Origin of the sequence: Agromyces agglutinans (assembly GCF_009647605.1) — a bacterium.
In the GTDB taxonomy this organism is placed as follows: domain Bacteria; phylum Actinomycetota; class Actinomycetes; order Actinomycetales; family Microbacteriaceae; genus Agromyces; species Agromyces agglutinans.
On sequence record NZ_WJIF01000016.1, the window covers coordinates 50,824 to 65,956 of the forward strand.

15 protein-coding genes are annotated in these 15,133 nt (G+C 72.8%); 5 read left to right on the forward strand and 10 right to left on the reverse strand.

Annotation, left to right across the window (positions count from 1 at the left end):
• Positions 1-56: 56 nt before the first annotated feature.
• From GE115_RS17725 to GE115_RS17745, 5 genes are read right to left on the reverse strand one after another with little or no spacing between them, the layout of a single operon-like run.
• On the reverse strand, positions 57-1,262 hold the full coding sequence (locus tag GE115_RS17725) for a substrate-binding domain-containing protein (RefSeq protein ID WP_153686086.1): 1,206 nt from the start codon (positions 1,260-1,262) through the stop codon (positions 57-59).
• Positions 1,262-2,425, reverse strand: coding sequence for an ABC transporter permease (locus GE115_RS17730; RefSeq protein WP_153686087.1), 1,164 nt, complete (start codon positions 2,423-2,425; stop codon positions 1,262-1,264). Before GE115_RS17730 ends, GE115_RS17725 begins: the two co-directional genes overlap by 1 nt.
• A complete protein-coding gene (locus tag GE115_RS17735; protein ID WP_312855354.1) occupies positions 2,422-3,534 on the reverse strand; it encodes an ABC transporter permease in 1,113 nt (370 codons plus the stop codon). The genes GE115_RS17730 and GE115_RS17735 overlap by 4 nt, the downstream gene beginning before the upstream one ends.
• Positions 3,531-5,099 carry a sugar ABC transporter ATP-binding protein gene (locus GE115_RS17740; RefSeq protein ID WP_312855355.1) on the reverse strand — a complete coding sequence of 523 codons (1,569 nt, stop codon included), beginning with the start codon at positions 5,097-5,099 and terminating at the stop codon, positions 3,531-3,533. The genes GE115_RS17735 and GE115_RS17740 overlap by 4 nt, the downstream gene beginning before the upstream one ends.
• A complete protein-coding gene (locus GE115_RS17745; protein WP_153686088.1) occupies positions 5,096-6,208 on the reverse strand; it encodes a Gfo/Idh/MocA family protein in 1,113 nt (370 codons plus the stop codon). The genes GE115_RS17740 and GE115_RS17745 overlap by 4 nt, the downstream gene beginning before the upstream one ends.
• A 115-nt stretch (positions 6,209-6,323) precedes the next feature.
• Here GE115_RS17745 and GE115_RS17750 point away from each other — a divergent pair, with 115 nt between their 5' ends.
• Positions 6,324-7,511: an ROK family transcriptional regulator gene (locus GE115_RS17750; RefSeq protein WP_153686089.1), complete on the forward strand. Its 1,188-nt coding sequence runs from the start codon at positions 6,324-6,326 to the stop codon at positions 7,509-7,511.
• A gap of 59 nt (positions 7,512-7,570) precedes the next feature.
• On the opposite strand, the gene GE115_RS17755 is transcribed toward GE115_RS17750, so the two are convergent.
• The gene (locus tag GE115_RS17755) at positions 7,571-7,993 is read right to left on the reverse strand and encodes a DUF1772 domain-containing protein (RefSeq protein WP_216648863.1); all 423 of its coding nucleotides are present in this window, start codon (positions 7,991-7,993) and stop codon (positions 7,571-7,573) included.
• A 113-nt stretch (positions 7,994-8,106) separates the two neighbouring features.
• Between GE115_RS17755 and GE115_RS17760 the strand changes: the two genes are divergently transcribed.
• The 3 genes from GE115_RS17760 to GE115_RS17770 all read left to right on the forward strand — a co-directional run bounded on the left by GE115_RS17760 (position 8,107) and on the right by GE115_RS17770 (position 10,235).
• Entirely contained in the window at positions 8,107-8,667 is a 561-nt protein-coding gene (locus GE115_RS17760) for a TetR/AcrR family transcriptional regulator (RefSeq protein ID WP_153686090.1), read from the forward strand.
• 111 nt (positions 8,668-8,778) lie between these two features.
• A complete protein-coding gene (locus tag GE115_RS17765) occupies positions 8,779-9,450 on the forward strand; it encodes a YqaJ viral recombinase family protein (protein WP_312855358.1) in 672 nt (223 codons plus the stop codon).
• Positions 9,447-10,235, forward strand: coding sequence for an alpha/beta fold hydrolase (locus GE115_RS17770; protein WP_172980002.1), 789 nt, complete (start codon positions 9,447-9,449; stop codon positions 10,233-10,235). Before GE115_RS17765 ends, GE115_RS17770 begins: the two co-directional genes overlap by 4 nt.
• Here GE115_RS17770 and GE115_RS17775 read toward each other — a convergent pair.
• Entirely contained in the window at positions 10,219-11,262 is a 1,044-nt protein-coding gene (locus GE115_RS17775) for an ArsR/SmtB family transcription factor (RefSeq protein ID WP_153686092.1), read from the reverse strand. The two genes, GE115_RS17770 and GE115_RS17775, sit on opposite strands and share 17 nt — an antisense overlap.
• 55 nt (positions 11,263-11,317) lie before the next feature.
• Between GE115_RS17775 and GE115_RS17780 the strand changes: the two genes are divergently transcribed.
• Positions 11,318-12,649: an MFS transporter gene (locus GE115_RS17780; protein ID WP_312855356.1), complete on the forward strand. Its 1,332-nt coding sequence runs from the start codon at positions 11,318-11,320 to the stop codon at positions 12,647-12,649.
• A 62-nt stretch (positions 12,650-12,711) separates the two neighbouring features.
• Here GE115_RS17780 and GE115_RS17785 read toward each other — a convergent pair whose 3' ends face one another.
• From GE115_RS17785 to GE115_RS17795, 3 genes are all read right to left on the reverse strand, one after another.
• Complete coding sequence (locus GE115_RS17785) at positions 12,712-13,494, reverse strand: hypothetical protein (protein ID WP_153686094.1); 783 nt, start codon at positions 13,492-13,494, stop codon at positions 12,712-12,714.
• Entirely contained in the window at positions 13,491-14,336 is an 846-nt protein-coding gene (locus GE115_RS17790) for a PP2C family protein-serine/threonine phosphatase (RefSeq protein WP_312855357.1), read from the reverse strand. The genes GE115_RS17785 and GE115_RS17790 overlap by 4 nt, the downstream gene beginning before the upstream one ends.
• Positions 14,333-15,133: FHA domain-containing protein (locus tag GE115_RS17795; RefSeq protein WP_153686095.1), on the reverse strand; the 801-nt coding region annotated here is incomplete at its 5' end. The genes GE115_RS17790 and GE115_RS17795, both read right to left, overlap by 4 nt.

Sequence of the window (15,133 nt, forward strand, 5' to 3'; positions counted from 1 at the left end):
GATCACCGGGTCTCGATACGCTCCTTCGTCGCTACTCGACCAACGTACTCAGCGGGTTACGGGATGATGCGGTCCTCCCAGACCTGCGGGTACCCGGGCAGGTCCTCGCCGCCGAACTTGGCGTAGTGCCCGTCGGGCATGCCCTCGTTCAGGGCGAGGTACTGGTCGACCTCCTCGGCGGTGATCGGCGACTGCGGCAGCACCCACTCCTTCGGCACCTGCTGGCCCGCGAAGATCATCTGCGCGGCGAGCAGCGGCGTGCGCCACTGGAAGTTCGAGTACACCGGCGCGAGGCCCGTGAGCCCGGTCTCCTTCCACTTGCGGAGGAAGCTCATCTCGTCTTCACCGGTCATGACGGGGTAGTCGGCCCCGGCGTCCTCGAACGCCTCGATGGCGGCGACGGCGCCGTCACCGGCGTCCATCCACACGCCCTGCACGTCGCCCTTGGCGAGCTCGTCCGAGATGATCTTCTTGATCTCGGCCGGGTCGGCGCCCGTGAAGTAGTCGACCGCCTCGATGCCGGCCTCGTCGAACAGCTTCTCGGCCGCGGCCCAGCGCTGCTCGAGCACGTCGACGCCCGGCAGGATGCGCAGCGCCACGACCTTGTCGCCCTCTTCGAGCTCGTCGATCAGGAACTCGGCCGTGTCGATGCCCCACGCGAATCCGCCGATCGGGTGGATGAACGTGACGGGGCAGTCGGTCTCGACGCCGCGGTCGAACACGATCACGGGCTTGCCCGTGTCGCACGCCCGCTCGACGGCCGGGGTCATCGCCGCCGTGGAGTTCGGCGAGATGATGAAGACGTCGCAGTTGCCCTCGTTGATGAAGTAGTCGATGTCGGCGATCTGCGTGTCATCCGAGTCCTGCGCGTCGCGCGTCTCCATCTCGGAGATCGCACCGGCCTCCTGGAGCACCTTGAGCTGTTCGTTCATGGTGATCCAGCCGGTCTGCCGCCACGGGTTGGAGATCGAGGCGTTCGCGAAGCACGCCTTCTTCGCGCCCTGCGACGCGTACTGCGCCGTGTCGACGAGCTCGGCGTTGATGGTCTGGAGCCACGGCTGGCCCTCGGGACCCTCCGGCACGACGTCGCGCTCGGCGTCCTGCTTGTCGAAGAGCTCCTGGTCGAACCACTCGACCGCCTCTTCGGTCTCCGCCGCCTCTTCGCTCGGGGCGGAGACGTTGGGGTCGGTGGTACAGCCCGCCAGCGCGATCAGCGCGAGAGCCCCGACCATGGCGGATGCCACGGTGAACCTGCGTCGCATCACGAACCTCCCTTGGTGTCGTTGTCGTCCCTCTGCGTCGAGGGAATGTGTGCAGGACGAGCGGATGCCGGGTCGGCAACCGTCTCCTTCGCCTCGTCTGGCCCGGGCTCTGGTGCCTGCTCGGGTCCGGCGGGGGAAGCTTCGAGGGCGCGGCCCTTGCGGCGCGCGCGGAATGTCGTCGCCGCGTAGGCGACGGCGAGGATGATGATGACGCCCTGGACGGCGTCGCGGTACGTCGACGGGACGCCGGCGAAGTTCAGCAGCGTGAAGAGGGCCTCGAGCGCGAACGCGCCGGCGACCGCGGCGACGACCCAGCCCCGCCCGCCGCCCAGCACGACGCCGCCGAGCACGACGGCGGTGATCGCCGTGAACTCGTAGCCGCGGCCGACGCTCGGGTGGACGCCCGCATAGCCGACGAGCAGGATGCCGGCGACGGTGGCCGACAGCGACGAGAGGATGAATGTCGAGGTCTTCACCCACCACGTTCGGGTGCCCGAGTACGCGGCGGTCACCGGGTTGTCGCCGAGCGCGATGATCGTGCGGCCGAACGGCCGCTTCGAGAACCAGATCGCGAGCGCGAGCACCACGGCGAGGATCACGACGGCCCACGGCAGGATGCCGATGACCGGCAGGTCGCGGATGCCGCCGCGGCCGAGCTCGCGGAACTCGTCGGCCGGGTTGCCCGTGGCCGCACCGCCCGTCCAGTAGAGGACGCCGCCGAGCAGCGCCAGCATCATGCCGAGCGTCACGATGAAGCTCGGCACCCGCAGGAACGAGACGACCAGGCCGTTCACGAGGCCGACGAGGGCGCCGAAGGCGAGCATCAGCGCCGTGACGGGCAGGGCCAGCGAGGCATCCTGCCCGATGAGATTGCCGGCGATCACGACCTGCGCGGTCACGACCGAGCCCATCGACAGGTCGAACTCGCCGCCGACGATCACGAAGTACTGGCCGATCGCGACGATCGCGATGGGCGCGACACGCTGGATGAACCGCACCAGCTGGTCGGGCTCGGCGAACGAGGGGTTCAGCACCGTGATCGCCACGAGCAGGATCGCGAGGAGCAGGAACACCGCTCCGCGGGGGCTGATCAGGATCCGGCCGAACGCGGCGAGGCGCTCGCCGAAGCCCGGCTGGGTCGGGGTCGTGGTCGTCGCGGTCATGCGCGCACCTCCTCGCGGTCGGAGGACGTCTCACCGGGGCGGCCGGTGCCGGTGGAGTCGCTGCCGCCCGGGGCATCCGTCGCCTGCGAGACCGACCCGCGCGGACCGAATCTCGGGCGCCGCCGGTCGACCTGCCGACTCGTGTACACCGCGACGGCGGCGACGATGACGACCCCGCGCACGACGTCCTTCAGGAACGGGTTCACCTGCAGCACGCTCATCACGTTGTCGACGACCGCGAAGATCGCGACGCCGCCGATGGTGCCCCAGATCGAGCCGCGGCCGCCCATGAGCAGGGTGCCGCCGAGCACGACCGCGGCGATCGAGAGCAGGTCGTAGCCGCCCTGCGTGCCGACGGTCGGGCTGCCGACGCCGAGCCGGCTCGCGAGCAGCAGCCCGGCGAGTGCCGCCGAGATGGAGCAGAGCACGTGCGCCACGATCACGGGGCGCGCGGTGCGGATGCCCGACAGCCGGGCGACCTGCTCGTCGCCGCCGACCGCGTAGATGCGGTGGCCGGTGCGCGTGCGGGCGAGGAACAGCGCGGCGAGGAGCGCGACGAACAGCATGAGGAGCGTCGACACGGGGATCGGACCCACGCCGGTCGCGCCGATCAGCTGGAAGTCCCAGGGCACCGAGCCGCTCGTGCCCTGGTAGTTCGTGTCGAGGTAGCCCTTGATGATGAGGCCGGTGCCGAGCGTCGCGATGAAGCCGTTGACCTTGAGCTTGGAGACGATGAGCCCGTTCGCGAGCCCGATCAGGGCGGCGACCACGAGCACCACCAGCACCGCCATCGGGATGTTCGCCGGGTTGCCGGCCATGATGTCGGCGGCGATCAGGCTCGACAGGCTCACCACGTACGGCACCGACAGGTCGAGCGACGCGCACAGGATCACGAGGGTCTGCCCGATCGCGACGAAGCCGAGCACGCTCATACCGGTCAGGATGTCGCGGATGTTGCCCGCGCTGAAGAAGTTGCGGCCGATCGTGGCCAGCAGAACCGCGCCGATGACGATCACGGCGACGAGCGCGATGCCCACGATGAGCGACGCGTCGAGGCGGCGCCTGCGGCGCGGCCGGGCGGGTCGGGGTGCCGCGGAGGCGGCGCTCACGACGCACCCCCCAGGTCCGCGACATCCGTGCCGCCGACGCGCAGCGTGCCGGTGGCCGCCGCGAGGATGGTCGCCTCGTCGCTGCGCGCGGGCAGCTCGGCGGAGGCGCGGCCGTCGTGCATGACCAGGATGCGATCGGACATGCCGATCACCTCGGGCAGCTCGGACGAGATCATCAGGATCGCGACCCCTTCCTTCGCGAGTCGTCGCATGAGTCGGTAGACGGCGACCTTGGCGCCGACGTCGATGCCGCGCGTCGGCTCGTCGAGGAGCACGACGCGGGGCTTGGTCGCGAGCCACTTGGCGAGCACGACCTTCTGCTGGTTGCCGCCCGAGAGGTACTGCACCTCCTGGTCGACGCCCTGCGAGGCCACCTCGAGGCTCGTGAGGACGCCCGGGAGCTCGCGGCGAACCGCGCCGGTGCGACGCGAGAACACCGAGCGGATGACGAGCAGCGCGTTGTCGGCGATCGACTGGTTGAGGGCGAGGCCCTGCGCCTTGCGGTCCTCGGTGATGAGGGCGAGGCCCGCACGCACCGCCTGGCGGGCGCCGGTCACGCGCACCTCGCGGCCGTCGAGCCGCATCGATCCGCGCGTGAACGGCGCGACGCCGAAGACGGCCTCGACGAGCTCGGTGCGGCCCGACCCCTGCAGGCCCGCGATGCCGACGATCTCGCCCGCGCGCACCTCGAGGTCGACGGCGTCGACGTAGTCGTTGCCCGCGCCGCGCAGTTCGAGGCGCGGCTCGCCGAGCTCGGTGCCCGGCTCGGCGTCGGGATAGTAGGCCTCGATCGGCCGGCCGACCATGCGGCGCACGAGCTCGTCGGTGTCGAGGTCGGCGGCGGGGTCGGTCGAGACGAGCGCGCCGTCCTTCAGCACGGTGATCGTGTCGCACAGGTCGAAGATCTCGCGCAGCCGGTGCGAGACGTAGAGGATCGCGACGCCGCGCTCCTGCAGCCGCCGGATGATCGAGTAGAGCAGCTCGACCTCGTGGTCGGCGAGCGCGGCCGTGGGCTCGTCCATCTGGATGACGCGGGCGTCGGTCGAGAGGCCCTTCACGATCTCGACGATCTGCTGCTCGGCGACGGTGAGGCTGCGCACCGGGGCATCCGCGTCGATGAAGTCGATGCCGAGCTCGTCGAGGAGCTCGCGCGTGCGGCGCACCATGCCCTTGCGATCGACGAACCCGCCCTTGCGCGGCTCACGGCCGAGGAAGACGTTCTCGGCGACGCTGCGCTCGGGCAGCAGGTTGAACTCCTGGAAGACGGTCGCGAGGCCCGCCTGCGCCGCCTCGACGGGGTGGTGGAAGTCGACGTCCGCGCCGCCGAGTCGCACCGTGCCGGCGTCGCGTTCGTACACGCCAGCGAGGATCTTCATGAACGTGGACTTGCCCGCGCCGTTCTCGCCGACGAGGCCGTGCACCTCGCCCGCACGCAGCTCGAGGCCGACGCCGCGCAGCACGGTCACACCGAAGAAGGACTTCTCGAGGCCGCTCGCGACGAGCACGGGCTCGGCGGTCGCCGTGCCCGTCGCTCCGCTCGCGCCCGGGTTCGTCTGGTCGCTCACGCCGCCACCTCCGCCCACTCGCCGGATGCCGCCGAGGCGAGCACCGCCTCGGTCACGCGCACCGCGCGCAGCCCGTCGTCGAAGGTCGGCAGGCCTTCGGGGCGGTCGCCCGCGATGGCCGCGTAGACGTCGGCGACGAACGCGTTGAACGCGTCTTGATAGCCCATCGGATGCCCCGCCGGTACGAGCGAGAGGCGCGCCGCGTCGGCCGAGAGCCGGGCGGCGTCGCGCTCGACCAGCTGGGAGGCGTCGGTGCGCCCGATCCAGAGTCGCTCGGGCCGCTCCTGCTCGAAGCGGACGCTGGCCGCGGTGCCGCCGAGCTCGAGCACGAGCCCGTTCTTGTGCCCTGGCGCGACCTGGGAGACGAGCAGCGTGCCGACCGCGCCGCCCTCGAGTTCGACGATGACGGCGACCAGGTCTTCAGTGGCGATGTCGGTGTTCTGCGACCGCTCGCCGTAGACCGTGCTCGTCACGGCGTTCAGGCGCGTGACGCGCGCGCCCGCGGTGAACTCGAGCAGGTCGACGAGATGGCTGCCGATGTCGGCGAAGGCGCGCGACGGCCCGCCGAGGCCGCGGTCGACGCGCCAGTCGTCGTCGTGGGGCGTCGCGAGCCAGTCCTGGAGGTAGGCGCCGTGCACGCTGACGAGCCGGCCCGCGTCGCCGCCCGCGATGCGCGCCCGCGCCTCGCGGGCCATCGGGTGGAAGCGGTACACGAAGGGCACTGCGGCGACGAGGCCCCGCTCGGCGGCGAGCGCCGTGAGTTCGGCCGCGGTCGCCGCGTCGGTCGCGAGCGGCTTCTCGCAGATGACGTGCTTGCCGGCCTCGAGGGCGGCACGAACGATGCGGGCGTGCGTGGCGTTCGGGGTGCAGACGTGCACCACGTCGACATCGGCCGCCGCGTCGAGCAGGAGGTCGTCGAGCGAGTCGAAGGAGCGCTGCAGGCCGAGTCGGCCGGCCGCCTCCCGCGAGCGTTCGGGTGACGAGGATGCCCCGCCCGCGAGCTCGGCGCCCGCCGCCCGTGCCGCACGGGAATGCACGGCGGCCATGAAGCCGCCCCCGACGAAGCCGGCCCGTATCGTGCGGGCGGGAGCCGTGACATCCGTTGTCATGCGGACAGAGTGACACATGCTTCGCAGCTTTTGCTAGTCCCTCGTCAAAAGTTGTCCTCGTCGTGACACTTTCGTGATGTTCGGGCAAGCGAAGGCGGTGTGCTTTACTCAGTGAATGGTCGACATCAGCCGGGGATCCGCACTCGGCATCTCGGGGGCGAGCGAGCTGTTCCAGCTGCTCCGCGACGGCGTGCCCCGTACCCGCGCCTCGCTGGCGCAGGCGACCGGCCTCGCGCGATCGACCATCGCCGCGCGCGTCGACGAGCTCATGCGACTCGGCCTCGTGACCCCCGTCGCCGACGCGGCCTCGACCGGCGGGCGACCCCCGTCGCAGTTTGCGCTGAACCCCGGCGCGCGCCTCGTGCTGGCCGCCGACCTGGGCGCCTCGCACGCCACGATCGCCCTCACCGACCTCGCCGGCACCGTGCTCGCGCGCCACGGCGAGCCGATGGACATCGCCGACGGCCCCGAGGCGGTGCTCGGCTGGATGGTCGACGCCGGCCGCGAGCTCGTCGACGGCCTCGGCCGCGACCGGCACGACCTCGTCGCCATCGGCATCGGCGTGCCCGGCCCGGTCGAGCACTCCACGGGGCGGCCGGTGAACCCGCCGATCATGCCCGGCTGGGATCGCTTCGACGTGCCCGGCTGGGTGCAGCAGCACCTCGAGGTGCCCGTGCTCGTCGACAACGACGTGAACATCATGGCCCTCGGCGAGCGCGCGCAGGCGTGGCCCGCCGTCGAGCACCTCGTCTTCGTCAAGGTCGCCACCGGCATCGGCTCGGGCGTCATCTCCGGAGGCCTCCTCCAGCGCGGGGCGCAGGGCATCGCGGGCGACATCGGCCACGTGCAGGTCGCCCGCGGCGCGGGCGTTCCCTGCCACTGCGGCAATCGCGGATGCCTCGAGGCCCTGGCCTCGGGCCCCGCCATCGCCCGCGCGCTCCGCGAACAGGGCGTCGCCGCGAACTCGGGCAGCGACGTCATCGACCTGGTCAAGCGCGGCGACCTCGATGCGATCCAGGCCGTTCGCCAGGCCGGCCGCGACATCGGCGAGGTGCTGACGGCCTGCGTGAGCCTGGTGAACCCGTCGGTCATCGCGATCGGCGGCTCGATGGCGCGGGCCGGCGAGCACCTCATCGCCGGCGTGCGCGAGGTCGTCTACACGCGCTCGATGCCCCTCGCGACCGAGCACCTCGCGATCGTGCAGTCGGCGGCGGCGGCCGACGCAGCCGTGCTGGGCGCGAGCATGCTCGCGATCCACCACGCGCTCTCGCCCGAGGGCATCGACCAGCTCGCGGCCCGCTGAGCCGCGGTCCGGCCGACCGGTCGTGCAAGGCCGCGGGCCCCGCACGACCGCGCCCGTCGTCATGCGAGCACGAGGGTCACGCACAGCAGCAGCACCGCCAGCCCGATCAGCACGGCGCGGAGCACGATGATCGACTCCCAGCGTGCCTGCAGCGCGCGGGCGTCGGACGGCACCTCGTCGCTCAGCGCGGCAGCGGTGAGCGTCTTGTTGATGGGTGCCGAGATGCGGGCGAAGAGCGCGAGCCAGGTGAGCAGCAGCACGAGTGCAGCGACCGACAGCGTGGCGGTCGCCGCCGTTCCCCATGCGATCGCAACGCCCGCGGTCGCGGCGGTGAGCACCGTGCCGAGGATGCCGGTGACCGGCAGTCGCCGGTCACCGTAGTGGTGGCCTCGGCCGACGACCTGCACCATGCTTCGGTCGTCGAGCTCGGCGTAGACGGGGCGCAGCACGAGCGCCGCGACCACGTCGGTGCCGAAGATCACGGCCAGTTGAGGACGGCGACGATCGCGGCGACGGCGGTGATGATGAGTTCCATTTCGGCTCCTGATCCGTAAGTGTTAGCGACGCTAGCGGTTAGCACTGCTAACCTAGCTTCATGGCACGGAATGCGCAAGAGATCGACCGACGCCGCGACCGCGAGCGCCGCATCGTCGACACGACGCGCCGCATCGCCGAGGAAGAGGGGTGGGCCGCGGTCACGGTGCGCCGACTCGCCGACGAGATGGGCTTCAGCCAGCCGATCCTGTACCGCCTCTTCCCGGGCGGGCGCGACGAGATCGTCGGGCGCCTCGTGCTCGAGGGGTACGCCGACCTCACGGCGCGCATGACATCGCCCGACGACGATCTGCGGCACCTGATCGCCGGTTACCTCGAGTTCGCGCGATCGAACCCGGCCATCTACGAAGCGATGGCCTCGTTCCGCACGGACTTCGCGTTCGCCGCGGGCGACACGCCCGAATCCCTCGTCGAAGGGTTCGCGGTCCTCCAGCGGGCCGTCGGTGGACGCGACGCGACGGAGCGCACCGTGCGGGCCGAACTCCTGTGGAGCCTCCTCCACGGGGTGGGGCTCCTCTCGTCGAACGGACGACTCGACGACGCGCTCGACGACGCTCGCGAGAACACGATCGCCGACCTCTTCGCGACCCCGCCCGGATAGCGGCTCGCCGGGCATCGGTCGCGTCGCGTGATTCCCGCCGGTGGCGGCGAGTACGCTCGGAACGTGCCAGAACCGTTCGCGCTCTTCGACCTCGAGGAGTACACGCCCCCGGTGCACGCAGCGGTCGCCGTCGAACGCGCGCCCCTGCCGCACGAGCGGCGCATCGTCGCCGACTCGGGCGACCGGGTCGCCTGGCTGCGGGCACGGTCGCGCGGGGTCACCGCGACCGACGCGGCCAAGCTGTCGAGCCGCCAGGCCGTGCGCTCGGCCGCGTGGGAGAAGCTGCACGGCTCCGGCGGACGGAGCTTCGGCGGCAGCCGGTTCACCGACCACGGCCGCGAGCGCGAACCCGTCATCGCCGAGTGGGTGCGACGCGAGCACGGCATCGACCCGTCGGGCCTCCTGTTCCACGCCGAGAGCGACCCCAGGCACCTCGCGACCCCCGACGGCCTCGCCGTGCGAGCGGGCGGCGCGCTCGAGCTGTGCGAGATCAAGACGACGGCCAAGCCCTGGCGCGGCATCCCCCGCGGATACCTCCGCCAGGTGTGGTGGCAGCAGTACGTGCTCGGCGCCGAGCGCACCCTCGTCGTGTGGGAACGCCACGACGGGTTCATCCCCGTGGGCGATCCCGAGTGCCGATGGGTCGACCGCGACGACGACCAGATCCAGATCCTCGTCGGCCTCGCCGAGCACCTGCTCGCACTGATCGCCCCGACGGCCCCGCCGCTGGCTCCGCCCGACGGCCGCGACCGGGGGTTCTACCGGCCCGGGCCGCTCGCGTGAGCACCCTGCTGATCCACGGCCTCGGGGCCGATCGCCGTCAACCGCTCGAACTGTTCAGCCCCGTGCTCGCCGCGATCGACGCCGCGACCGGCCAGGTCGTCGCCGTCGACGTCCGGGCGCACGGCACCTCGCACGAGGTGGGATCCCCCGCCGACTTCGCGCTCGACCGGCTCGCCGCCCAGGTCGCCGAGGCCGCCCTGGCCGAGTTCTCCGCCGAAGCCGCCGCCGAGCCGGTGACCGTGATCGGCATCTCGATGGGTGCGGCGATCGCCCTCCGACTCGCAGCCGACGCCCTGCTGCCGGTCGAGCGCGCCGTGTTCGTGCGACCGTCGTTCGACGACACGTCGCTGCCCGATCACCTGCGGGTCTTCCCCGTCATCGGCGATCTCCTGCACGACGGCGGCGCCGGTGCCGTCGACCAGTTCCGCGAGACCGAGCTGTTCCACGCCGTCGCCGCGCAGTCCCGTGCGGGTGCCGCGGCGCTGCTCGCGCAGTTCTCGGCACCGCTCGCGGTCGAACGTGCGATGCGCCTGGTCGAGGTGCCGCGCAACCGCGCGTTCGCCGACGAGTCCGAGCTCGCGGAGATCTCCGGCCGCGGCATCCGTTCGCTCGTCCTCGGCGCCGAGAACGACCCGGTGCATCCGCTCGAGCTCGCCGAGCGCTGGGCCGGCGCGCTCGACGCGCCGCTCGAGACGGTTCCGCCGCGCGACCGCGGTCAGCCCGCGCAGACGGCCGCGATGCGCGACGCGGTCGGCCGCTGGCTCGCACTCACGGCGCGGATGTAGCACCCGCACCCGCGCCCACGCCCGCGCCCACGCCCACGCCCGTGCCCACACCTGCACCCGCGCCCGCACCCGCACCCGCACCCGCGAGGAGGCCCGTGCCGAGCTCCGACCGCAGGTACAGCACGCTGCGCCCGTACCTCGTCGCCGTGAGCAGGCCCGCCTCGCGGAGCACGCGCAGGTGCTGGTTCACCGCCGACGGCGTGACCCCGAGGCGCACCGCGAGTTCGGTCGACGAGGCCGGCTCGCCGAGCGCGGCGAGGAGGCCCGCCCGCGTCTCGCCGAGCACGGCCGCGACGGCGGCCGGATTGCTCACCGGTTCGGTCTCCCAGAGCGCGCCCTGTCCTCGAGCGGGGTAGAGCAGCATCGGCGGGCCGTCGCCGACCGGGGCCGAGCTGCGGCGCGTGAACATCGTCGGGATGAGCGTGAGCCCGTCGCCGCCGATCGGCCGCTCCCGAACCGTCGGATCGGTGAGGCGGATGGCCAGCACGCCGTGCTCGTACTCGACGCGAGGGCTCAGCCCGTTCAGCATCGGCGCGAGGCCCGATTGCGCGACCTGCCGGCCGCGGTAGACGATGTCGGCTTCGAGCACGGCGCGCATCCGCGGCCAGTACGGCTCGAAGCATCCGGCCCAGAGTTCGCGCAGCGCCCGCTCGATGCGGCGCAACGCGCGCGTCGGCGAGCCGCGGAACACCGGCGGCACCTCGCCGAAGACGGCCTCGAGCTCGGCCCGGAACACCTCGGGCGGCGTCGCGAGCAGTGCGGCGAACTCGTCGTCGAGGCGCGTGAGCGGCGAAGCCGGCCGGGGGTTCAGGAAGTCGGGGATCCAGCCCCGCTCGTCGACGAGCGCCAGCAGCGTCTCGAGGTCGAGTCGCTCGCGCGCCGCCTCGGTTCGGCGCAGCCAGCCGAGCTGGAGCGGGAAGAGCGACGGATCGGTGATCGCGCGCAACGAGAGGCCGAGCTCGGTCAACGGGGAGATGCCGAAGCGGATCGCGCCGATGTCGTCCTCGGTGAGCAGGTACCGCAACATGAAGCACAACGCTACATCGATTCCATGCGGTCGCCGCTTCTGGGAGAAACGAACCGTGACCCGCTCCCTCACCGCCCGGCTCGCGGCATCCGTCGCCGACCCGATCCTGCGCATCCTCGTCACCGCAACGTTGATCAGCCGTGTCGGCCGCGGCATCTTCCTGGCCGTCACCGTGCTCTACTTCACGCTCATCGTCGGCCTGTCGGCCGGCGAGGTCGCGGTGATCCTCGCCGCGTCGAGCGCGGCCGGCGTGCTCGCATCCTTCGCGAGCGGATGGCTCGCCGACCGGTTCCCCGTGCGCCGCCTGCTCCTGGCATTCACGGCGCTCGAGGCGCTCGGCCTGATCTGCTACGCGCTGATCGGCGATTTCGGCACGGCCCTCGCCATCGCCATCGTCGTCGGCGCCTTCGGACAGGCCGCCAACACGTCGCGGATGGCGATCCTCGCGCGCGCGTTCGCCCCGGAGGGCCGCGTGCACGCGCGCGCCGTGCTGCGAACCGTCACCAACCTCGCGATCGCCGTCGGCTCGGGCGTCGGCGCGATCGCCCTCGCGATCGGCACCGCCGACGCCTACCGCTGGCTGCTGGTGATCGCGGGCATCTCGTACCTGCTCGCCCTCGTACGGCTCGTGCGGCTGCCCGCGTCGGTCGACGAGATCCCCGCCGGCGAGCCCGTCGAGCCGCTCCGCACCGAGACCGGCTCGCTCGACGCGGTCGCCAACCGGCGCGCCGCCCGCCGCGCCGCCGCCGTGCACTCCCCCTGGCGCGACCCGCGCTACCTGCTGCTGACCGCGCTGTGCGCGGTGTTCGGCATGCAGTTCGGCGTGGGCGAACTGGCCGTGCCGCTCTGGATCACCCAGCAGACCGAGGCGTCCGAGGTGCTCGTGGCCGCCGTGCTGATCCTCAACACCGTCGTGGTCATCTGCTTCCAGGTGCCGCTCTCGCGCGGCACGCACGACTTCCGCGTCGCCGGTCGAGCCGCGGGCATCGCGGCGTGGCTGATGGCCGGAGCGTGCGTCGTCTACGCCCTCGCGGCGGGCATCCCGGCCTGGATCGCGATCATCGCGATCATCCTCGCCGCGCTCGGGCACGCGTTCGCCGAGGTGCTCTCACAGGCCAGCGGCTGGGGCCTGAGCTTCGAGCTCGCCGACCCGGTGCGCATGGGCACCTACCAGGGCCTGTTCGGGGCCGGCTACTCCATCGGCGCGATGGCCGCGCCGCTCGTCGTCGCGGGAACCACCGAATCGATGGGCTTCGCCGGGTGGATGCTCCTCGCCGCGGTCTTCCTCGCGTCGGGGCTCGGCATCCGCGCGATCGCTCGCCGGGCGGCCCGCACGGCGGAACGCGTCGCGGACGCGCCGGCGGTCGCGGCCTCGATCACGGGCTGAAGAGCTGCGCGGAGCACCGATCGCGGGCGCGCCGCGGCCAGCGGGCGGGCGATGCTTCGGGTTCAGCCAGCGAGGGCCAGCACGCCGAGCGTGACGAGGCCGGCGACGGAGAAGACCCCGGTGGCGGCGACGGCGACGACGCTTCCGACCGCGCGTCGACGCGAACGACGCGCGAGTGACGGCAGGTCGGCATCCGTGGCTCGGGTGGGCTCGTCGGCGTCGACCCCGAGCGGCGGCGCAGAGGCCGCCGCGATCGTGCGGACCGGCCGCACCGGGTAGGCGTCGATCGCACCGGCGCCCGCTCCGGGGCGGGCCGGACGCAGCGTCGCCGGATCGAGGGGCGCGGGCTGCAGGGCGCGCCGGCGCTTCGTGGACCGCACGCGGCGACTCGTGCGCAGTGGCGCAGCCTCGGCCTCGGGCGCCTGGTGCACTCGGTCGACGACGACCACCGTGCGGTCGGCGTCGGCGTCGGCTTCCGACTCGGCGTCCGCGGCGCGGCGCACGACGACCGTACGGTCGGCCTCGTCGGCCTCGTCGGCGGGGACGTGCCCGGACGGGGCATCCGTACCCGGCCGGATGACGACGACCGTCTCGTCGAAGGCGCCCCCGCGCTCGACCACGACCGTGCGATCGGCTTCGCCCGGGCGCTCGACGACGATCGTTCGGTCGACCTCGATCTCGACCTCGCCGTCGCCGTCGGGCCACTCGGAGGCCGCGGCGCGCCCGCGCACCACGACGGTGCGCTCGGCGTCGATGCCGTCGGGATCGAAGCCCGCGGCGTCGAACCCTTTCGCGTCGAAGCCCTGAGGCCCGAGCACGTCGGCCCCGCGCGACGACACGGTCACGACCGACCGCCCGCCCGCACCGGAATCGTGGTGCCGTCGAGCTCGTCGTCGACGACGGCCGCGAGCGATGCCGAACCCGACGTGTCGTCGGACGGCGTGCGGCGACCGCCGGCGACGACATCGACCACGACGACCGTGATGTTGTCGCGTCCGCCGGCCTCGTTCGCACGCGCGACGAGCGCCTCGGCCGCCGACTCGGGCCGACCGGCCATCGTGAGCGTCGCCCGGATGGCCTCGTCGGTGACCTCGGAGGTGAGCCCGTCGGAGCAGATGAGCAGGCGCTCGCCGTTCGTCACGGGCAGCAGCCAGCTGTCGGCCGAGCTGTCGGCGGCGCCGATCGCGCGCGTGATGACGTTGCGCTGGGCGAAGCCCTTCATGTCCTCGCGACGCAGCGACCCGTCGTCGACGAGCTCCTGGGCGAGCGAGTGATCGACCGTCAGCTGCTGCAGGTCGGAGCCGAGGTGGCGGTACACGCGCGAGTCGCCGACGTTGAAGACGAGCCAGTTCGGCACGCCGTCGTCGTCGACGAGGGCGACGCCCGTGACGGTGCTGCCGGCGCCGCGCGAGGTGCTCGCGGCGACGTCGGCGACGGCGTCGTCAGCGCCCACGAGCGCATCGCGGACGGCCTCGAGCGTCGTCGTCAGGCCTCCGGTCGCGTGGCGGCGGAAGGACTCGGCGACCGCCTGGCTGGCACGGTCGCCGGCCTCGTAGCCGCCCATGCCGTCGGCGACGAGGAAGACGGGCGCCTCGGCGAGGAACGAGTCCTCGTTCACCTCACGGCGACGGCCGCGATCGGTCGCGGCGCCGACGCTGAGGATCACCGACGACGCCGGCTCGGTCACGAGCCGCCCCCCATCTCCACGCGCATGCCGACCTCGCCGAGCACGAACCGGCCACGCGCGGGCACCGGGTCGTGGGGGTCGATCAGGCGCTCCTCGCCGCCCTCATCGACGAGCACGCCGTTGGTGGAGCCGAGGTCGGTGATCGACCACTGGCCGTCGGCGAGCACGAGCCGGGCGTGCGTCTTCGACAGCGTGCGCGTCGAGTCGGGAACCGGCAGGCGCTGTTCGGCGGGATCGGCCGTGCTCGGATTGCGACCGAGCAGCACGCGGTCGGCCGTGAGACCGAGCTCCGTGCCGTCGTCGAGCACCAGGCGCCAGGTGACGCGCGGCCGTCGATCGACCACGACGGTCGACTCGACGTCGTCGTCGAAGTCGTCGTCGGCGCCGAGGATGGGCCCACTCCCGTCGCGGAGCACGGTGTTCGCGACCGCGAAGTCGAGCGGGTCGGCCGCGGGAGCCGGCGCCGCCGGAGCGAACGACTCCGCCGGCGCCGGGGTGGCGAACGGCTCGGCCGGCGGCGCGGTGGAGAACGCGGGCGTCGGAGCGGGCGCAGCAGGAGCCGCGGGCTGCGCGGCGGGCGGAGCCGCCGGGGCCGGCGCCGCGCCCGGCATCGGCGGGATCACCGGCGGCAGCGGGATCGCCGGGATGGTCTGGGAGGGGACCGCCGACGGCGCCACGGGCGGCGCGACCGTCGTGGCATCCACATCGACGGGTGCCGCCGGTCCGGCCCAGCTCGCCCACTGGTCGGCGGGAGCGGCCGGCGTCGAGGGCGCGGCCGGTGCCGCCGGAGTCCCGGC